At 56.2% G+C, this 21,504-nt stretch carries 10 protein-coding genes; 1 reads left to right on the forward strand and 9 read right to left on the reverse strand.

Annotation, left to right across the window (positions count from 1 at the left end):
• Window positions 1–2: 2 nt before the first annotated feature.
• Genes nadA through B2952_RS12275 form a run of 8 tightly spaced genes read right to left on the reverse strand, consistent with a single transcriptional unit; the run spans window position 3 to window position 19,405 of the window.
• Complete coding sequence (gene nadA / locus B2952_RS12240) at window positions 3–1,016, reverse strand: quinolinate synthase NadA (RefSeq protein WP_173364968.1); 1,014 nt, start codon at window positions 1,014–1,016, stop codon at window positions 3–5.
• Window positions 1,017–1,071: 55 nt separating this feature from the next.
• Complete coding sequence (locus tag B2952_RS12245) at window positions 1,072–1,899, reverse strand: metallophosphoesterase (protein WP_290733339.1); 828 nt, start codon at window positions 1,897–1,899, stop codon at window positions 1,072–1,074.
• Window position 1,900: 1 nt separating this feature from the next.
• Window positions 1,901–2,626: a pseudouridine synthase gene (locus tag B2952_RS12250; protein ID WP_173382123.1), complete on the reverse strand. Its 726-nt coding sequence runs from the start codon at window positions 2,624–2,626 to the stop codon at window positions 1,901–1,903.
• Window positions 2,627–4,114, reverse strand: coding sequence for a sigma-54 dependent transcriptional regulator (locus B2952_RS12255; RefSeq protein WP_290729934.1), 1,488 nt, complete (start codon window positions 4,112–4,114; stop codon window positions 2,627–2,629). It abuts the gene before it with no gap.
• Window positions 4,115–4,117: 3 nt separating this feature from the next.
• A complete protein-coding gene (locus B2952_RS12260) occupies window positions 4,118–4,492 on the reverse strand; it encodes a response regulator transcription factor (protein ID WP_290729936.1) in 375 nt (124 codons plus the stop codon).
• On the reverse strand, window positions 4,477–6,855 hold the full coding sequence (locus B2952_RS12265; protein WP_290733341.1) for a PAS domain-containing sensor histidine kinase: 2,379 nt from the start codon (window positions 6,853–6,855) through the stop codon (window positions 4,477–4,479). Before B2952_RS12265 ends, B2952_RS12260 begins: the two co-directional genes overlap by 16 nt.
• 24 nt (window positions 6,856–6,879) lie before the next feature.
• Window positions 6,880–12,699: a glycoside hydrolase family 9 protein gene (locus B2952_RS12270; protein WP_290781643.1), complete on the reverse strand. Its 5,820-nt coding sequence runs from the start codon at window positions 12,697–12,699 to the stop codon at window positions 6,880–6,882.
• Window positions 12,700–12,739: 40 nt separating this feature from the next.
• Window positions 12,740–19,405, reverse strand: a complete 6,666-nt coding sequence (locus B2952_RS12275) for a glycoside hydrolase family 9 protein (RefSeq protein ID WP_290733344.1) — start codon at window positions 19,403–19,405, stop codon at window positions 12,740–12,742.
• A gap of 124 nt (window positions 19,406–19,529) precedes the next feature.
• Between B2952_RS12275 and B2952_RS12280 the strand changes: the two genes are divergently transcribed.
• A complete protein-coding gene (locus tag B2952_RS12280) occupies window positions 19,530–20,699 on the forward strand; it encodes a hypothetical protein (RefSeq protein ID WP_290733346.1) in 1,170 nt (389 codons plus the stop codon).
• 137 nt (window positions 20,700–20,836) lie between these two features.
• On the opposite strand, the gene B2952_RS12285 is transcribed toward B2952_RS12280, so the two are convergent.
• Entirely contained in the window at window positions 20,837–21,472 is a 636-nt protein-coding gene (locus tag B2952_RS12285) for a hypothetical protein (RefSeq protein WP_290733348.1), read from the reverse strand.
• Window positions 21,473–21,504 lie beyond the last annotated feature (32 nt).

The raw sequence follows: 21,504 nt of genomic DNA on the forward strand, positions 1-21,504 counted from the left end.
GATTATTTTGCGTAGTAGAACATGGCGTCGATGCACTTCTTGGCGGCAACGCGAACCGATTCGTCAAGCTCGACATGCTCGGCTTTTTCGGGATGGCGGAGCGTCTCAAGGATGTTTTCGAGCGAGTTGCTCTTCATGTACTTGCACATGCTGCAGCTGCCGATAAAGCGCTTTTTCGGATGCTCGTATTGCATGCGGGCATTGAGGCCGCATTCGGTGAGCAATAGGAACGGAGTCTCGTCGGGCTGTTCCTTGATGTAGTTCACCATCTGTCCCGTGCTTCCGACGTAGTCGCTCAGGAGGGCGACACCCGGGTGGCATTCGGGATGGCTTACCACCTTGAGCCCAGGATTCTGGCTGCGGAAAAAGTCGATAAGTTCGGAATCGTAGGTCTCGTGCACGTAGCAGCAGCCGTTGTGCAAAACGATTTCTTTCTTGATGCCGCGCTTGTCGAGGTCGGCCTGGATGTTCTGGCCCATGAGCCTGTCGGGGACGAAAACGATCTTGTCCGTCGGGAGCCTCTCGATAATCTTCATCACGTTTCCGCTCGTGACGCACACGTCGCAGGCGGCCTTCACGTCGGCGGTCGTGTTGATGTAGCAGACGAACGTGTGTTCCGGATATTTTTTGCGGAGTTCCCTGACTTCTTCTCCGGTGATGGAGTCGGCGAGGCTGCATCCGGTGAGCGGACCCGGGATGAGCACGTCCTTTTCGGGGTTGAGAATCTTGGCTGTTTCGCCCATGAAGCGCACGGCAGAAAACAGGATGGTCTTCTGCGTCACCTTGGTCGCATCCTCGCTCAGCTTAAAGCTGTCGCCATTGTAGTCGGCGACGCCGAGGATGATTTCGGGGGCCACGTAGCTGTGCGCGAGGATGACCGTATCCTGGTCTTTTTTGCGCTCGTTGATTTCGTTGATCAGCGGGAGCATCTGCTCGCATTTTTCCTTGGTGTAGGTGCAGAGCACGGCTCCGGGCTGGATGGACTTGAGTCGGTTGTAGAGTTCGTCTGTCGTCATGGGAAATCTCCGCGCCAAAAATAAAAAAATAGGGGGCGCCTCTTGCGGCCATGGGTCAGTATCCGGCCCATTCCGCGCTGATGGAGGGGCTCGCTTTGCGGATTTTTTCGTCCTCGGGCGAATCCTTGCCGGGGGCGATGTCTCCGTTTTCGATTTTCGACTTGATTTCGTCGAAGGTCCGCGGCGGGACCGATTCGGGGGAACTGTCTCCCAGCACCTTGCACGGTGCGTTTTCGGATTCCTTCGCCTTGTCCTTCACCGGCGTGTATTCGCGGGCGGCGGGGACGGTGTAGAACTTGTCCTCTTCGGGGCACCAGGCGGTAAGGCATTTGCCGTAGCAACAGCCGGAATCGAGGCCGATAAATCCGGGACGGTTTACGAATCCCATCTTCGCCCAGTGTCCGAACACGACGGTCTTATCCCATTTCACCTGCTCGAACCATGGCTTGTCATTCCAGTTGCGGATGGAGAGCAGCACTTCGGGACTCATGTCCTCGAGTCGCGCCTTTCCCGGTTCGAGCCCCGCATGCACAAGGAGCGCGTGCGGCGTGTCGCGCCACAGGGGCCAGTTTTTCACGGTGTCGCGGATGAACTCCCACTGTTCGAGCGGGAGAGCCCTGAAACGTTTTTTTTGTTTCTCGGTCCAGGTTTCTTCGGGAGAATCCATCATGCGGATGAGGTGCTCCTCGTGGTTGCCTCGCACTGTCAATATGCCGAGCTTGAGGACTATCTGCATGGCACGCCACATGTCGGGGCCCTTGTTGATGATGTCGCCCGTTTGGTACAAAGTATCATTTTCGCGGACGAATCCGAATGCGTCGATGATGCGCTCGAGCTCGTCGGCACAGCCGTGCACGTCGCCGATGTAGAGGGTCCGCTTCATGCTACAGGTGAACCGCCTGCTTGAGCTTGTTCATCTCGTCGGCGGTCAGCTCACGGAATTCGCCTGCGGGCAGGTCGCCTAGCTGGATGTGGCTATAGCTTACGCGCTTGAGGTCGCGGATTTCGTAGCCGACGGCTCGCATCATGCGGCGGATTTCGCGGTTCTTGCCCTCGATGAGCACGAGCTCCGCAAATCCGTTTTCGAGATACACGTCGGTCGCAAAAGCGATTTCCTCGGTTGCTTCGGGATCGTCGGGGTCGCGGATGTCGACTCCGTCGACGAGCTTCTGCGCGGCAGATTCGGAAAGCGGACGGGTCGTCCACACATAGTAGCTGCGCGGAATTTCGTAGCTCGGGTGCGTGAGCCTGTGCAGGAGTTCTCCATCGTCGGTAAACAGCAGCAGGCCACGGCTCTGCAGGTCGAGTCGCCCCACGTACTTGAATCCCTGGTAGCCGGGAGGCAGGTAGTCATAGACGGTGCGGCGGCCCTGCGGGTCGTCCTTGGTGCAGACGCATCCGGCAGGCTTGTGGAAGGCGATGACCTTTGTCTTTTTGGGAAGGGTTGCCTTTTTGCCGTCGACGGTCACGGTGTCCGAAATCTCGTCTACCTGGTGTCCGAGGTCGGTAATCGTTTCTCCGTTCACTTGCACGCGCCTTTCCTGCACTAACGTATCGGCTGCGCGGCGGCTTGCGATTCCGCACAGGGAAATAAACTTGTTGATTCGCATCTAGGCTTCCTCGCCGTCCATCTGGATCTTGAGTTCTTTCAGTTTGCGCCAAAGGGTCGCGCGGCTGATTCCGAGGCGCTTGCAGACTTCCGTGCGGTTGCCGTTGCAGACGCTCAGCGCACGCAGGATGTGCCTGCGTTCCATCTCTTCGAGCGAGAGGATCTCGTCGGGGCCGTCGGAAGAGTCTGCGGTACTTTGGGGCGGTTGCCTGGAGGTGGAATCCGCATACGAAATGGCGAGACCCGTATTGGACGGGTTTGGCGAGTCCTCCGTAGCTTCGTTGCCTATGCCATCCTTCATGTGCGGAATGGCGACTGTTTTTTCGCGGGCTTCTTCCTGCACGTTTTCGGGCAAGTCCTCCAGGCGGATGACTCCGTTCTCGGAAAGGACTATCGCATGCTCCACGATGTTTTCGAGTTCACGGATATTGCCGGGGTAAGGGTATTTCGCGAGCGCGTATTGTGCGGCGGGCTCCACGTCGTGGATGTCCTTGCCGTGGGTTTCCTTGTACTTCAGGATGAAGTATTTTACGAGCGTGGGGATAAGCGGACGGCGTTCCCTCAGGGGCGGAAGCGAGAGGTGGAACGTGTTGAGCCTGTAGTAGAGGTCTTCGCGGAAGATGCCTTCTTCCATGGCGGCCTGCAAATCGCGGTTGGTGGCGGCGATGATGCGCACGTCTAGGTAGCGCGCTTCGGTTTCGCCTACGCGGCGGATTTCGTGATTCTGCAAGAAGCGCAAAAGCTTCACCTGGGTCGCGGCGGAAAGTTCGCCCACTTCGTCAAGGAACAGCGTGCCGCCGTTCGCGGATTCGAACAAACCTTTCTTGTCTACGGTGGAACCCGTATAGGAGCCTTTCTTGGCGCCGAACAGCTCGCTTTCCACCAGGTTCTCGGGTATCGCCCCGCAGTTGACTGCCACGAACGGATCGCTTGCCCGCTTGCTGTAGCGGTGGATGACGTTTGCGAGGAACTCCTTGCCCGAACCGGATTCGCCCGTGATGAGGACCGTGCTCGTGGTGGGCGCAATCTTGTATGCCGTCTTGAGGATTTTCCTCATTTCGGGGGTGTCGCCCAGGAGGCTGTCCAGCACCTGCGACTCCATCAGCTGGTTGGTCGTCTTGTTCTGGCGGAGAGTCTGGATTTTTTTGGTGGTGTCTTCAAGCTGCTCCACGGTTGCGGGTTTCATGATGAAACTGTTCGCACCGCGGTTGATAGCGCTTGTGGCCCCGGGCCAGTTCTTGTTGTCGCAGAGGACAAAAATCTCGATACCGGGCTTGCGTTCCTTGAGATAGCTCACCATGTCCATGTTGTCGAGCGTAAGGAACGGGACCTCGATGAAGGCGAGGTCTATGGGCGCGGCCTTGACCAGCGGCATCAAATTGTTCTTATCGTCACAGAAGGCTAGCTCTGTGTCGGGCAAAGTCCACGAACGTCGAATGTCGCTGATAAACTCCTTGTCGGAGTCGGCAATCAGGATATTCATCGGCATCGGTTACTGATGGCTCTTTATGATTTCTTCAATCTTTTCGCGGAAGGGCTGCAGTTCGAAGGGCTTGTTGAATGTGGCCGCGACATCGAAATGCTTGGCGGTAATCAGGTAGTCGTCCGCAGCGGTACGTCCGCCTGCGCTGACTGCGATTGTCCTGTCTCCCAAGCCCATACGGCGGAGGTCCAGGATGACTTCGTAGCCATCGACGTCCGGCATGATGATGTCGGTAACGATGACATCGTATTTCTTGTTCTGGTAGAGCACCTTGGCGTCCCTGCCGTTGCTCGCAGTTTCCACTTCGTAGCCCTTGGCTTCGAGGGCTGTCTTCATCATCAGGTTGAACTGCTCGTCGTCGTCAATGATCAGGATGGTGGACATGATGCATTCTCCGGTTGATCGTTTGCTATATCCCAATATAGATTAAATTTCGTGCCTTCGCCTAATGTTGTTTGCACTGTGAAATGCGCTTTGCCCTCTTTTAGGAGCCTGAGAGCCGAAGAAAGGCCGAGTCCGAGCCCTTCTCCCGGTGCCTTGGTGGTGAAAAACGGCGAAAAGATGCGCTCGAGCGTCCCGGAATCCATTCCCGTCCCCGTGTCGGCGATGGTGAATTTCGCATAAGTTCCCTTTTCGATGGCGTCCGAGAAGGGGAGAACGAGCGTGTTTTTCAGCGTTTCGCGTTCGAGTCTGAACGTGAGTGTCCCGCCGGTAGACTTCATCGCGAAGATGGCGTTGTTCGCGAGGTTTGTCAGGATTCGGTCGAGGGCGGCGGGCAATCCGCTTATCTTGAGGTCGGGATCTACGATTTCGGTGGAAATGTGGATGTTCGAGGGGAGCGTCAGCTGGAGCTTCTTTACGACATCCTCGATGATGAGGAAGGGCGAGAACACCATGGCTTCGGGTGCGGTTGTCGTCTTTTCGCGCAGGGCGTTCAGCATTTCGTTCAGGGAGTCCTTGGCGCGGTTCGCCGCCTTTGTCGCTTCGGCGATGAAGCTGTTTACCTTGCCGAGTTTCTCGTATTCCTTCTTGGGCACGGCGTCTTCGGGGATGCTCACGAGGATTTCCTGCGCGAGTTCGCTGAAGCCGATTTGCGAACCGAGGATGTTCTTGTAGTCGTGGGCGAAGGCGCCGCACATGGTTCCGAGTTCTTCGAGTCTCGAGTGGATGTTCTTCTGTTCTCGCAGCAGGTCCCTTTCGCGTTCGAGCCTGCGCTGCTCGGTCAGATCCTGCTTGAGCCCGATAATCTTGTAGGGCTTCTGGTTCGCGATGATGGGGATGAACTGGTTCCTGTAAATGAAAATGGTCTTGTGGTTGTGGATCCGGTTGTTGGCCTCTTCTTCGCTAATCTCGTTGTGGTCTTCGTCCTCGTAGCTTGTATAGATGCTGGGAATCCCGAGTTCGCGGGCCTGTTTCTCGTAGCTTGAAATCTTGTCGGAATTATCCGTCGTCTGGATCTGGTTGCCGCGGTGCTTGATGTCCGTGATGTTCTGGGTCATGTAGACGCCCTGCTCGTTTTTGGACCAGAACTGGAAGGGAAGTGCGTTGATGAGGGCAAGACTCAGGTTGTTCTGCTCCTTGAATTTTTTCTCGGAACTGTCGAGGCGGTCCTGGTAGCGGATGAGATCCTGCTTGTAGTCGGCGAACTGCTTGTTGTATGATTCGATTCGCTGCCTGTAGATGAGCGAGTTGGATTGGTCGCTGAGCAGTATCATCCACATGTAGGTGGTGAGGGTCACCCGAACTTTGAAAAGCGAAATGAAGAACGTGTGGCGCTCGTCGTTGATGACGACGTCCTTGGTTTCTTCACGGATTTCGATGTCGTATTTGATGTCCGGGATGAGGTCCTGGATACGGCAGAGGTTCATTTCGGATTCGGATTTCTTAAAAAGAAGCTGTGCGGCCGGGTTGCTGTCGACGATTTTTCCGTCGGGAAGAAAGTGGATGGTGGAATCGCTCAGCTGCGCTTCAAGGTTCTTGAGAAGCCAATGTGAACTCTTGTTCTTGAAAGAGATGGATGTGAAGTACTGGCAGCAGAGGATCGTGAGTATGACTGTCGAATACTGGTGCCATTGCAGGAACACGGGGAAGTGCCCGTCTACGTTGAACGAGAACGAGATGGGAATGAGAAAATCCATGAAGAACGAGATGACGACGAAGAAGATGAAACTTGCCACCATGTAGAACCGGATTTGCGCGGCGTCCTTGTCGCTGGTCTGCATGCTGCTGCGGAGCATCTTGTATAGCGAAAGCATCGTTTCCGGGAACACGAAAAGGAAGAACAGGATGGAATAGGAAATAAAGAAGGGATACCTGTGGAACGGCTTCATGCCAAAGACGGAAAAATCCGTGATAATGGAAGGCTTGATGCAGAAGATAACCGTGACGGCGATAGCGCTTGCGCCGCCGATGGCGTTGAGGAGCCTCCAGAAGTTTGAACGCTTGATGGTGAGGTTCTGTTCGCAAATGTGGTAGACGGCGTTTCCGAGCTGGACCCAGGCGATTGCCTGAAGGCCGAACGTGATCTTTGCGCCGATTCCGATATTTGGACCGCTGAAGAACATGTTCCCGATAAGGCTGCCGGTATTCCAGTGGACGCAGATGAGTAGCAGCTGGTAGATGGGCTTCGGGAACTGCTTGATGCGCACCTTCTGTCCCAGCATGTAGGGAATCAGGAAGGTGAGCAGAAGGGCGATAGCCGACAGGATGGTGCTGATGGGGGAACTTGAATAGAGAATTTCCGGCATGTCTGTCAACCTGTCGCTACGTTTTTACTTTGTCCGCTTGATTCCGAAGGTCTCCGTCTTGTCGTAAGAATTCGACGTGTCGAAGCGTTCCTTCGTTTTCATGTCCAGATCCGGGTTGGGAAGGAACTTGCATTCCAGTTCGGCCTTGTAAATATAGGCTCCCGTTCCGACGGCCCGGCCCTGCTGTGACTTTACGCCTCCGGCAGGCGAGTTGACCCATTCTACAAAGAACGTCACCTTGTTGTTCGTGGAGAAGTATTCGTCGGAATTGACGGTGTAGGTGCCGGAAGCGCGGTTCACGTAGCTTCCGAGATTCGTGTAGATGGGAATGTTGTATTTGACCTTGAGGCTTCTCCAGTAGGCCGGCTCGTTCAGCGCTCCGCCACGCGGGACGGTCAGGTCCATGGTCCAGACGACGCCGGTGAGCGGAGTGACTGTTGTGTCTATTCCGGTTTCTACGACAACTCCGTTTTCGATGCGGTCAAGTTTGTGGTTGCTCGGATTGACAATGTAGAGGTTCAACGTCTTTGTAGAATTGATGAGCGAAGCGGCCTGCGAGCTGATGTCGGCAACCTGCTTTTCGAGGTGGATATCGAACTTGATCTTCGGCTTGCCTTCGCCGCCGACGGTCACCTTGGGGTTGCGTTCGGCGGGGCGGTTGCCGTTCTTGTCCGCGAATGCGCTTGCCGTATTGGGCGCAAAATTGATACGGTCGCCTTCCATGACCGCGGCCACGGCGTCGGCGGTGTAGAGCGCGTTCAGCATGGTCTTGCCCGAGGGGAGCCCGAATCCGGCAATGTCTATTTTCGCGATGTTCATGTTGCCGCGTTCGCGCACGTAGAGGATCGCTGCGGAATCGACGATGACGAGCGGCTCGCTTATGTATACGTTTAGCACTTCGTAGGTATTGGAAGAAGAGAGCGAAGCCGATACGAACACAGGGCCCGCCAGGTCTTCGGCAAGCACGGATTCCGTCTCGTAGGCGGCACCGTCACCCAGGTGTTCGATAATCATGCCCGCGCCTTCGACTTCGCGGCCGTTCAGAAGCCCTTCGAAGTTTCCGTTGGTGTTGCCGAGCGCAAAAGGAATCACGAGGTCGAACGAACTTGACATCTGGTCCGTGTTCAGCTGGAATTGCGTCTTGCGGACGACGAGCGTCTCGGGGGCGGCGCTGCCGAAGATGATGGAGATGGAATCCGGGAAGTGCTTCGAATCGACCGTCTGCGAGAACCTGATGTCGACGTGTTCGGCAAGCCCGTCCTGGTTCAAGTCGGAGATGCTTGCATAAGTCATGGGAATCGGACGGATCTTCAGGAGAACGTCGACAACCTTCGGGGTGCAGGGGCCGATTCCGTTACCGGCGAGGTCGCGGATGGTGGCTGTCGGCGACAGCTCCGCCTTCATGCCTTCCTTGACGAGCGAACCGCCTCCGGCGTCGAAGTCAATTTCGAATTCCCAAATGTTCAAGTCCTTGTTGTAGGGTTTGACGCCTTTCACGTGGGCCGCAATGTCGTTGTGATCTATCCGGAGAGGCCATTCGGGTGAAGGTTCCTTCACAGGTTCGCTGAACTGGATGTAGACGAAATCGCTTGTGGCTTCGGGCAGGCGTTCCAACACAGAAACCGATACCAGGTTGGGTGGAATGCCATCCTTGTAGAAGTCGACCGATTCCTTCTTGCCGTCCTTCGTGTTGCTGATAAGCGTGATGCTTCCTTCGGGGTTTGTGTTCACGGTGGCGCCCGTGAGGTTTGCGCCCACGACGATGTCCTTGCCGTTCTGCGAAATCAGGTTGGTGCTGGTGATGGTATCTCTGCCGTACACGAACTTGATGGAATTGAACGACTGGTTCTCGGCCGTGATGTATTCGTTCGAAAGCGTAATATTGAACGCGTCGGGAATGTCGTCGCAGTCGGAGTCGACCATCTTCGCATCTTCGATGATGGGCCATGGCGGCAGGTCTTCGATGATGAGCACTGCCTTTGCGGGAATATAGTTGAATTTGGAGGTGTTGTTCCCGATGGCCTTCAAGATAGTCGTTGTCGCCTTGTCAGAAGAAAGGTAGAATTCGGCTTCGCCCTTGATGATGTCGATTTTTTCGACGGGAATCGTTGAATTGAGGGACGTGTAGAATTTTGCGAATCCCGTTTCCGAAGAAAGGAGAACGCTTATGGGGTCTACGTTGAGTAGCGCCATGTTGCTGTCCAGAAGCTGCAACTTGACCTTGACCATTTTCCCGGTATAGGCGTGCACCGTGTCGACGGTAAATTTCAGGTGGCGGATTTCAGGAGGAACCATGATGGAGTCTATTTCCACGTTGCTGCGGACGACGGCGCAGGCGCAATCGTAGCTGCCGTTCTGGTTCGCTGCGCGGTTGTGCCAGCTGACCCATTCCATGTAGTTGTTGCCGTAGACAAGTGTCGTGTCGATTTTGAACTGGAAGGCGTCTTTGCGGTTTGCCGGATCGTATGCCGTGTGGTTGAAATAGGAACTGCCGTTCATCTCGAATTCATCGAGCATGCCGGTCGGGGTCACCTTGCTCATTCCGCTGTAGGTGGCGCCGTAGTCTTCCTGTTCCACGGAGTAGTGCGGAGATACGAACGGGCTGTCGAAATTGAGCGTTATGGTACGGTTGAGCTGCGGCCCTGTTTCGGGCGAGTAGTCCGGGGCGTAACCGTAGATGTACTTGCCGTGATAGTAGGCCGTGACGTAAGGCGTCTTTCGGAAGGCCTTTTCCTTTACACCATTTATGGTTTCGATGTACATGGTGGAATTGGATTCTTCCTTGTACAAGGGGCCTCGGGTCAGGTCTATGCCTTCGAACATTTCTGGATCGTCGGAGCCCGTATGTGGCCTGAAGGACCAGCTGTTTTCCAGGCTTCCGTAGGAGGGCTGAACCTTGAATTCAAAGAAGTAGCTGCCGGAAACGGCGAGGTTGCCTTCGATATGGACCTGCGTGTAATATCCGCTTTCGGTCGTTCCGCTCGGTGTCGTTGCCGTATAGGCTACGGGGGCTTCGAAATTCATCGTGGGCCATCCGACCGATTGCCCCGTCCCGTCCCAAATGGACCTGTTGTCGCTGCCTCCGGTGACGGCGACCGGGAAATAGAATCTCAGGTCGAGATCCTGGTATGGCATCGTATCCCTGTTTGTGACAATCACCAGGAAGGTGTTGCATTGCTTCCAGTCGGAACTGCTGGAGCAACCGTTCTTGTTGAGAGGCTTCACGTAGATGTCCATCTCGACGGTTGTTGCGTATTCTTCGGTCGTGAAAGAGAATTCGCTTGACGTCGTGGCTCCCGAAGATACGGAGAAGTAGTACTTGGTGCCAGCCTGAAGGTTGGTGAGCGTCGCTTCGTGGAAGAGGACTGCGCCGCCTTCTGCCGCTTTGGACTGGGTGTAGGCTCCCGGAGCCGTTCCGAAATTCACGACTCCATTCATGCGGTCGCTAGACCACCAGTAAATCTTTGCGCTCCGGTTGTCGACTTGGCAGATGGTGACCCCGCTGATGGATGTCGTGGCAGGGGTCATGGTGAACTTGTACCACTGGCCGTGATTGTTGTCGGTTGTGAGATTCCTTCTCGTGTCCATGCCTTCGAGGAAGAAGTAGTAGGTCTTCCCCGGGGTGAGCCCGGTGAGTGTGACAGCCCCGCCCTTTGTGGCCGTGTTCTGTTGAACGGACTTGACGGTTGTCTCGTCGGGAACTTCGCTGTAGAATACGGTTACGAGTGCGACTTCGTTGGCGTCCCAGCTCACGATGGCTTCGGTGTCCGAAATCGGTGTGCCGGCGATGTTGCTGAACAGCGGACCATCCATGTCGGGCGGGAGAGTCTGGGCAAGGCTCTGGGCCGGGAACAGGAACTGCGCCGTGAAGTCGATGCAGGTTTCGGTCGAGGTGTATTTGCTCCAGTCTTCGATCAGTGTCTTGTTCGGGTCGCGGGCTCCCATCAGGGCGCCTACGGGGCATTTATAGTCGTACGGCATGCCGCCTGCGTTGTAGCCGTCGGGGTTCGAGGCGCGGTTGTGGGGGTGTTGCGGGTTCTTGTCCCCGGTTCCCATAAGGAATGAAATATCCCACGGGTTTGCGCCCAGAATGAAGTACATGTTGTCGAGTGCCACTTTCAGATAGCGCTCGTCGCCGGTGAGTTCGTACATCAAGAAAATGGAAACGGCGGTTCCCATGTTGTAGCGCATCACGCCCCAGTCAAAGCTGGTCCACACCAGGTTATACGGGGTGATTACGTGCAGGTTGCTTGGGCCTTCGTGCGGGTCGCCGCTGCCAATGCCAGGGTTGGTGAGCACCAGGGAGTCGCCCTCGTTGGTACTTACATCGATCAGTTTCCTGAACGTCGCCATGGTTCGCATCGAGAGGGTGTCGCGTTCCAGTTCGCTAAGGCCGTATTCCGCAGAAATCGTCGGGCTGTTCAAAATCAACCGCTGCATCGCAAAAAGCACATACGAATGGACGTTCTGGTAGTCTGTCGCCCAGCCGCCCGGCGTAAATCCGCTTGGATTCCCGAGGAATCCGCCCTTGAAGTAGTCGAGGTTGTACCTGTAGGAATTTGCGTTGTTGTATATGGCCGGGTTCTTGTAAAGGTCGTATTGGTAGGTCGTATCCTTGGTGGCATACCAGAGGGCGAATGCGGCTGCGGCGCCGTCGTCGTTCAGGGGGCCACCACCCGTATAGAACTGGTTGTAGTAATTGCCGCTCGTGATGCGCTTTTCTGCATAGGCAACCTTGAAAACGTTCTTGTAGATGTCTTCTGCCGCAGCGAGAAGGGAATCCGAATAGGCGGCATCGTAGACCTTGTATCCGACGGCCACGTTTGCAAGCGCAGCGGCGAAGATACCCGCGGTATTGGCACCGATTTTCTTGGTTACATCGCGGTCGGGGCCTCCCTTGGCCGGGGATTGTGCGTCCTGGCGTTCAGGCCTGTCCCAGTACGCATGGTCAGGATCGGCGACGCCCACGGAATGGTACATGTCGCCTTGGGCAATCACGCCGTCCGCCTTGGATGCGTTGTAAAGCTTGAGAATGTAGTCCGTTCCGATTTTTGCTTCGTAGAGGATGTCGGGAATGCCGTCGGTGAACACGGTATCCGCATAGGAATTGCCGTAGCGGTCTTCGGCCTTGTCCTGATAGGTGAGGTAGACCATCGAAAGCACATACGCCGCGTAGCCCAGGGTTTCCGAGACCTTGAAGTGGTCTCCGCAGTCGTGCCATCCGCCGGTGAGGTCGTGCCCGATTGCAGAACCGTCCTTCAGGTGGCATGCCCCGTGGAAATGCGACTTGGTGTCGCCGCATCGCTGGATGCCAAAGAACATCAGCGATTTTTCCAGAATGGCGTTGAATATCGATGGGTGGATAAGGAAGTGGGCCGAGGTGTCGTTCCCGACAACAAGGTAGTATTCTCCCATGGAGGTAAGCGTCGTGAAGTCCGCTCGGTACAGGTTTTCTCTGGCAGAACTTATGGAATCCAGAGACCCGAATTCGTACACGCTTGCGATGGAATTGAAGGCGCCATTGATCCAGATATTGGGCTTTACGGCGTTCTGCTTGATAAGAGAAAGGCTGCCGTTCGAAACTTCCGTGTTGGTATTCGCGTCGATTACCTTGAAGGTCATGTTCGTCGGGTCGGCGACATAGGCGTACTTGTAATCCTGGGGCCTAAATCCGCTTTGGTTCAAACGGATAGGCCTACGGTTGTACACGTTCAGCGAGTCGAGGTATCGACGCTCGTGGACCTTGTCGGTACGGTCGATTACCGGAAGCTGCTCCATGGCGTTCACGCACAGCGCATCTCCCAGTATAAACAAAACAGCCAACAGTCTTTTCAAATACGTCATGTCAAATTCTCTTCCTAAGATAATTGTTCAGCACGAGGCGTCACTTCTTGGCTCGTTTGAAACCGAAGGTCTTCGTCGTGTTGTCATTCGCCTTGATGACGTCGCCCTTTTCGTAGTCGAGGTCATCTCCCGAACCGGATTCCGCAACGTAGGTTGCCTTGGATTCAAAATCAAACTTCGCAATGTAGGCACCAGTGCCAAGCCTGCGGCCGGTCTTGCTTGCCGGGGAACCGTTGGGCGCAAGCCATTCGAGGTTCAGGTGCAGCACGCCGTCTTCCGAAATCTTGTCGCGACCGATGTCGTCGAGGTCGATTCGGATATCTTGGTTCGCGATGAACTGCCCGAGGTTGTCGTAGACGTTCATCGTGAAGCGGATGTCGAAATCGAAGATAGGCTTGCCGAAGTCGTCGGTCTGGAGAGCCGACGGCATGGTGATATCCACGAAGAACTGCGGGCCCGCATGCTTGTAGGTATTGGTGTCAAGCACGATGGCGGTCGCCGAGAGCTTATTGTCGTTCAGGTTGAGCAGGGTTTCCGTCCCGTTCGAGTTCTTGACGGTGATGCGGAAGATGTCGCCTTCCTTCACGGGAACATCGGCGTAGGGCATTTCCTTGGACGGAGTGGTGATATTGCTTGCGAGCGTCACCTTGAACTTCGTCTTCTCGGCAGCATCACCACCAACGATAACCCACGGGTTGTTGATGGTGGGGTAGTTGCCCGCCTTGTCCTTGTAGCGAGAAAGTTCCTTGAGAGGCACGAGCCTGATGAAGTCGCCCACGCGGACGGCGCCTTCGGATTCGTCCGTGTAGCCGAACGTCTCCTTGGTCTCGTTCTTCGTGGTCACCGAGATCGGCTTGAGGTAGATTCCCTCCTGCGAGCCGCGCTTCCTTTCGATGTATTCGAGAACTGGGTTGTCGATGCTCTGGAGCGGTTCAGACATGGTCGCCTCGAGGAACTCGTAAGAGCTTACGGAACTCTTGGTCGCCTTTATGATGATGGGCGGGCAGTTGTCGATGAGCGTTGCCCGTGTTGCATCCAGCAGGCTTTCGAGAGATCCCTTGCGCGGGAGGATAGCTCCGTTGCCGCCACTAGAACCGTAGGTCATGTTCTTGTACAGGCCGTCCGGAATCGCAATCCTGATGGCGCTATGCTCGGTCTGTGCCGAGTCCCAGCCCACGGTGTCAATTTTCGGAATGAACGAAGAATCCTGCGATGTCTGGTACTGGTCGCATTTCTGCGAGACTGTAGAAGAAAGCGTGTCGATATGGTCAACCGTGCATTGGTCGACAACGGTCTGTTCCGCATCGAGGTAGGTGCAGGTGAAAACCGTGTCTGTGACGTAGGTCGTCACGTCCTTGAAACTGATGCAGGTCTTCTTGACGGTTCCCTTTATCCAGGTTCCGTTGGCAGAGTCCAGCTTTGTTATGGCGACAGGAGTCTTTTCGCCATAGACCGTATCGAGGGCCCATCCGCCGGCGGGCGTGGTGAACGGCGTGTAGACGGCGGGGCTGCCCCAGTACACGTCGATCGTGTCGGGAATGTTCTTGTCGCGGAGCAGTTTCACGAACTCGATGTAGATGGAGTCGGGCTGGCCGTCGCCTTCGACATCGAAGATCCTTGCGTAATGCACGGGCACAGGTCGGGTCGATTCTGTCACCGTAATCGGTTCGCAGGAGGCGAGCGCGTTAGTGGACATGTCGTTCACCTGGAAGGATCCGGCAATTTGTGTGCGGAACCCGGGCTTGATCAGGTTCCCGTTCGTGTTGCCTTCGATGACATAGAGCCAGCTCTTGCCGTCGTCGCTGGATGTTGCCGAAATGACGCGGATGCCGGCCTGCACGACTTCGGATGTGCCGTCGTAAACCTCAAGGGGCCATTCCGTCTTTGAACCTAGGTTGATAGGTTCCGAGAACGAAACCTTGAGCGTGTCGCGTTCGTTTTCGTGGTTCTCGTTTTCCAGAATGGAAACGCTCACGAGCTTCGGCTTGATGGCGTCGGTAATGGCTACGGTCGCCGTCTGGGCCTTCCCGTTTTCGCGCAAGTAGACGGTGACGTTACCCTTCGGGTTCGCGATGCTGACGAGCGAGTCGGAAAGGGGGAAGGAGGCTGTCGCACCCGTCACGGTGGAAGACGGAGTCAGCACGAAGGAATTGCCTGCGAATGTCGCGGTGGAATCGAGCGAGACCATCACGCTGTCGAGGATAATCTTGGTGCCATCGAACTGGCTTCCGCTGAATTCGATATTGAGGCTCATGTCATTTACGGGTGCGCCGGTCATGGAGCAGACTTCGCTTGTAAAGAGAGCCTTCTTGGGGTCGGGCCGGGTCGGCTGCGAGTAGAACCAGACGGAGTCGCGTTCTTCTTCGTCGGCCGGGTCTTGGTACTTGACCCAGATGGTGTCGCCACCGAGGAAGTGGATGTTGGGGTAGGCGTCTTCGCTCGAACTTGCCTTGAGCCAGTCGCCGGAGAAGTAGCCCAGGGCCTCATTATCGCGCCTGAGAATGACTTCGATAGAGTCCCCGGTGCGCGAATTGAAAACCTTCACGGGCATAGTCTCGTTGTTGCGGCTGTCCTTGTCGCGCAGCTGAATCTGGAACTGAAGGGAACCGTCTGTCTTGGCGGGGCTCGTTACCGAGTTCCCGTCCTTCTGTACAAGCAACAGCGAGCCCTGGGTGCGGTCGCCCTTGCTGAACTGCACGTAGTAGGTGCGGTTCACGAACGCGCATCCGCCATTTTCTTGGCATTCAGCACATTCGGGGTTCGGACCCGCGAACACGGTCACGTCCACCTTGTTGGTGCCGATGGTCATCTTGGCCGGGATGTCCAGGTCGAACTTGCCGGTCTCGTAGTTGTAGACGGCCGCCTTCGCGAGTTGTTCCTTGGTGAGCGCCACGCCGTTCACCCAGATGCTGTTCACGTAGCCGCTTTCCGAAATCAGTGCCGTGCCGCGCAGGTGCATGACGCTTGTCGCCGTGTCGATTCGCACATAGGAACCGTTGGACACGTTGAACGGAGCGTCGAACGCTACGGTCATGTCGTAGTGGGCGCGCTTGGTGGTCATTTCCTTGTAGGAGGGGCTGAAGCCCGATATGAACTCGTCCTTGCGGTAGACTACAATGTAGGGGTTGACAGGTGCCTGCTCGAAGTCGCCCTGGTCCTTGTCCCATGCGGGAACGCCATCGTAGTCGGCCCCGTCGTCGTCGCGCTTGTGGGCCGCCCAAGACCAGTCGGGAGAGTTGCCGCCGGTCACGAGGCGCTTCTTGCCCGGAGTGCGGAGCGTTTCGCACATGTTGTTCTGGTAAATGCCGCTGGAGAAACCGATGTCGATACGCATGCGCGATGACGATTTGATGGTCGTGCCGCCCAGCGGAATCGGGATGTACCAGTCGTATTCGCCCGTTGCCGGGTTGTAGGTGTCTTCAAGTTTTACCGGCACGGCATGTCTCAGGTAGTAGCGTATGGAATCGTCGACATTCTCGCCTCTTTCGTTCACGCAGGGCCTGTTGAAGCCCGCTTCGTCATAGGCCTGGCAAATGTCGGAATCCACCAGCAGGGGGCAGGTTCCCGGTTGGTTGTTCTGGCCGGGGACGGCCTCGATTTCTTCGGGCTTTGCTGTCACGTAGAATCTAAGGGTCAGTTCGTTGAACGCGCGGTCCTCGTTGTTGGTGAGGTTCAGGTTCAGGAAGTCCATCCCGCCGAACTCGTACTGGTACACGCTTACGTCGAAGTCGTAGTGCGTCACGGGAGTAGTAAACTTGAGCGGCATGCCGTTGTCGTCGGTGCAGCGCTGCACCCCGTTGCTTTCTACGCAGTAGTAGTAGGTCGTCTTTTCCTTGAGCTTGCCAATCTTCACGTAGTGGAAGCTGGTCGGAATTCCCGAAACATCCGCATTGCCGTCGATATCGCAGGTGCCCCTCGGGGTCGTGGGACAGGTCATCTTGTCGTAGCTCGTGAGTGTCGTATCCCAGTAGACCTTGGATTCGTACTGGCCGTTGGGTGTGTACCACATGATTTCGGCGCTGTCGGAACTCAGGTTGCAGACCTTCACGTTCTGGATGTCGGCCGGGGCCGGCGGGCTCACGAGGGTCGTGAACGAGAACGGGGTCGTGGTGCTGTCGACGAGCCACTTGGTGGCGTATGCTTCGCTCCTGATGTTAATCGCGATGACCTTGAAGTAGTAGGTTGTGCCGTTCTGGAGCCCCGTCAGGTGGATCTCGTGCTTTACGCCGTTGACGGTATCCTTCGCGGGAATGTTGAACGGACCGGTTTCACTGGTGCTGTAGAGGATCATGGCGGGGCCGCGCATGTCCTGGGAAATCTTTACGATGGCAGAATCGTAGCCCACGTAACGGATTTCCACGTTAATCTGGGAGGGGGCGCGGTTGCGGTCTTCTTCGCGGACGGCAACCGCGCTCGAAGCCACGAACATGGCCGTAGCGTCGATACAGGTTTCGGAAAGGTGGTAGTCTTCCCAGCTGAGCGTCGAGGGCGACCAGGCGTTCTCGACGCCGGGGGTCACGCCGCCGAACAGGGCGCCCGTGGGCGGGTTGTACTTGTAGCCAGCACCCGGCATGTTCTTGCCTTCGGGGTTCGATGCACGGTGGTGCGGGTGGGCGTCGTTCTTGTCGCCCACGCCCAGCAAGAAGGAAACATCCCAGGGGTTCACGCCGAGCATGTAGTTCAGCTGGTTGATGCCCAGCTGTTTCATCTCTGCGGAGTTCCAGTTCTGCATGCCCTTCTGCGGCAGGTTGATTCCTTCCAAATCCTTGGTCACGTCGGAATAGGCGAGTACTTCGAAAATGTTGCCCGCCTGGTAGCGGTTGTAAATCCAGGTTTGGTCAGTCTGCATGTTGTACCACAGGTCTCCGAACGAAACAGGGGTCGGGCCGTTCAGGGTCGGGATAGTAATGCTCTGGGAACCGCTTCCGCTCAGGTAGCTGATGTTGGTGCCGAGAATCAAGGCGACATTTTCGGCGTAGGTCAGGCGGGTCTTGTCGTCGATGCCGTACTTGAGGCCCGTTTCCTTGTCGCGCAAAAGCATCTTATAGAAGCCGTAGAGCGTGTAGGTGTAGGCGTTCGCCCAGCTCGTATTCTTGCTCGACTTCCTCATGCCGTCGCGGTTCCAGGCCATCCAGCCGCCATGGAAGAACCCGGTCGAGGCTTCCTGTGGGACACCAATTTGCGTATCTTCCACGGCGTCGTTCAGGTAGTCCATCTTGCCGGTCTTTTCGTAGGTGGCGAAGTGAAGCGCAATGGCCGCAATGGCGAGGTCGTCGTGCGACTCGTTGTTGCCGTTGTAGGCCGGGCTCGACCAGCCGTCGGCCTTCGTATTGTGCACATAGGCCTTTCCGCCGTCGTAGGTTCCGGGGCCAAGGCTCTTTTCCTTGAGCTTCAGGTTCTTGGCGAAATCGTACATCTTTTCGGCCACGACAAGGCAGCTATCAGCAAAGGGCTTGTCGTATGTCGCGTATTCCTTGCTCAAAATGGCGAGGCCCGCCGCGATCTGGCCCGAAATGTTGGAACCCAGTTCGCCGAGGCGGATGTCACGTTCATGCGGACCTCCGCGACCGGTCAATGTCGTGGGCAGCGCATCCTGGTTTTCGGGGCGTCCCCACCATCCGTGGTCGGCGCCAAAGTTTCCTACGGAGACGGCCATATTGTCGATGACGCCATTTGCAAAACGGTAGGCGCGCAAAAAGAAGTCGGCACCGTGCTTGGCTTCGCGCAGAATGTCGGGAATACCGTCGGTATTGATGGTTTCGCCCATGTTGTAGGCGTAGTGGTCCTCGTCGCGTTCCGGGCTCGATGCCGCCATCACGGCAAGCACCATGAATGCATAGGCCTGGGTCTGGGATTCCTTCAGGTGGTCACCGCAGTCGTACCAGCCGCCCTGCAGTGCGCCCTCTTCTGGAGTGAAGCCTGTGACGGCGCCGACACCCTTTACGAACTTGCCGCTGCCGTCTTTGGTGTGGCTCGGCTTGTGGAACCAGGATTCCGAATTGCCGGAACGGTTGATACCATAGAACTTGAGGGTCGCATCGCGGACCATCGAGTAGACCTTGTCGCTAATAATAAAGGTAGCGGAATACTGGCTCAGCACCTTGACGCGGTAGCGCTTGTTCATGTCGAGTCCGGTCGCCTGGCTCAGTTGGCCGATACAAACCTTGCCCTCGGGACCTATGGCCTTGGCCGTGTAGCGCCCTTGGTTGTTCGTCGCGGCGTCAGTTCCTGCCTTGATGTCCCAACTGGACCCGGTGGACTTGCCGGAGTTGGTAAAGGTTCCGCCAGTAAAGACTTCGTTCCCTTCCAAATCGACAACGGAGAATTTTTCGCTACAGTTGCCCGCGGATACATAATAGAACTGCTTTTCCGGGTCTTCGGGCAGGTAGCCCGCCTGGTTGATACGGATACGGCCGATACGGAGGTTCTGTGCGTCACGGAAAGCCTGGTTCAACGAGTCGGGAATGATTCCGTTTGGAACAAAGTCTTGGGGCATGGATCCGACGGGGGGCACGGTATTGTGCTTGCGGGGGTTCGGAGTATACTTGCTGAAACTCTCGACTGTACCGCCGTTGTCTGTGGCGGCAGTATCCCACTTCATGGGCCATATCGGACGAATCAAGTCATAGGGTGTCGGTTGTTCTTGGTCAACCGCAGCAAAAGTCAGAGATGCCAGAAGCAATCCTGCTACTAGGAAAAACGGCATATAGCCTCCCTTAAAAAAGTACTCACAACAATCCCATCTAGAAAATAGACATTTTTAACGCGGTTGAAAAAAAGTGTATCAAAAAAAACTACTCATTCGGGCTTTTTTTTATATATTTCAAAGTATGACATCCTCTTTTTTTAAGAAAAGATTTTTTTACATTCCTGCTTCGGCGCTGTTCGTTTCCGGATTGTCGCTGTTCGGTCTTTCCGCTTGTGGAGACGAGGTGGCAGGTCCCAAGGAACCGTCTAGCCAGTTGCCCGATGACCCTCCTGCGGTGTCTTCCGAAAGCAAGCTCTCCCAGGAGGGAGGTACCTCTTCCTCGTCGACAGTCTCAAAGCCGCCTTCGTCCTCCTCGCAGGCATCCAAGCCCGTTGCCTCGTCATCTTCCAAGACGGCGACGGAGTCTTCTGAAGAGGTTCTGAACGAGCCGTCTCTCAAAGTTTCCGGAAGTTGCGGTCCCAAGACCCCCATCATTGAGAAGGGTGGCATGGCGACGTGGTCGTTCTATCGTGAAGGTGGCGATGTCTTTGATGCCATCATGGCTCCGTTTGTATGGAAATTCCCCGAACTGAACAAGACGGTGCAGGGGAATGGGATGAATTCCGTGGATGTTTCGTATGAGCAGTCCGGAACTTACACGGCAACGCTGAACGTCGATGGTGCAGATGTCGTTTGTGATCCCCTACAGGTGCAGGGCATTCCTATTACTATCAATTCCTGCAAGGCCGACAAGGAAACAGCCAAGGCGGGCGAAACGATTACGTGGAAGGTCGAGGCGGAATCCGATGCGAACATCACCGGGTATGCCTGGACTTCGACGCTCGGGACGATTTCTGGTTCGGGGACGAGTGCTACTTTGTCTGCAGAAGCTTCGATGCACAAGCAGAAGGTTGCCCCCATGGTTGCCGTGACCAACGATGACAGGACCACGCAAACTTACCAGTGCGACGGCGTGACTGTGCTTGACCCCGAATCGGTGGACCTAGTGCTCATCGTTGCCGATGTCAATAGCCCACAGTATGGCGAAACCAACCGCGCGAATCTCCCGGATTCCATGTTCATTCCGGCGCAGTCCCCGATTACCGCCCAGGTTCCGAATACTGCGAAGGCAAACTGCAACCTTTCTTGCGTGCCCAAGGTTGGAGCCGATTACATGTCCCTCAAGATTACCGTGGACGGAAACCAGGTTGACAACATCGGTTACTTCAATCCCGGCAACAGCTGCGCGCCTGGCAAGAAGTTCTCCATCGAGGCAACGGTCACCGCGCTTTGCATGGTTTCGCCCAACTAGAAGGCGGCAAACTCATTTAACGAAGGCCGTGGTCCTTGTGACCGCGGCCTTCTTATATGCATCTGGAAATACAACAAAGATTGCAAAAAGAAAGACGGCCAGAAGCCGTCTCTCTTAAACCTTTTTGAAGGAGCTTATCAGTCCCCGGTGAAGATGATCACGAGCACAGAAGCAACGAACAGGGCGGAAACCACGAGGAATTCCCACGGATTTTCCATGATGGTGGTCTTTGCAGAACCCATGCTGGAAGCTTCAATCTTCTGCTGTTCTTCGGCCTTGGCCTTGGCTTCAGCTTCGGCAGCCTTCTTTTCTTCTTCGGCCTTGGCGAGAGCGGCGGAGTCTACCGGGGCTTCTTCGGTCTTGGCTTCGAGGACTTCGGTCTTGGCGGTGTCGGCCGGAGCGGCAGCTTCGGCGGGCGCTGCTTCAGCAGGAGCGGCGGCGGAATCAGTGGCGGCTACGGCTTCGGCAGGAGCGGCCTCGGCAGCGGGCGCTGCTTCAGCAGGAGCAGCTTCGGCAGCCTTGGCGGTGTCGGCAGCGGCAGGAGCGGCTTCAGCAGCAGGAGCGGCGGCCGGGGCTGCTTCAGCGGCAGGTGCCGGTGCGGCTTCGGCAGCGGGAGCGGCGGCCGGGGCTGCTTCAGCGGCAGGGGCCGGAGCAGCGGCTTCGGCGGCAGGTGCCGGTGCGGCAGCGGGGGCTGCCTTCTTGGCGGACTTGGCCGGCGCAGCGAATGCGACTGCTGCGGCGAGCATGGAGACCATCAAAATCTTTTTCATCATAGATTCCATTCCTCTTTAGGGGTTGTTTTTAA

The organism is Fibrobacter sp. UBA7003, from assembly GCA_002449765.1.
Lineage (GTDB): Bacteria > Fibrobacterota > Fibrobacteria > Fibrobacterales > Fibrobacteraceae > Fibrobacter.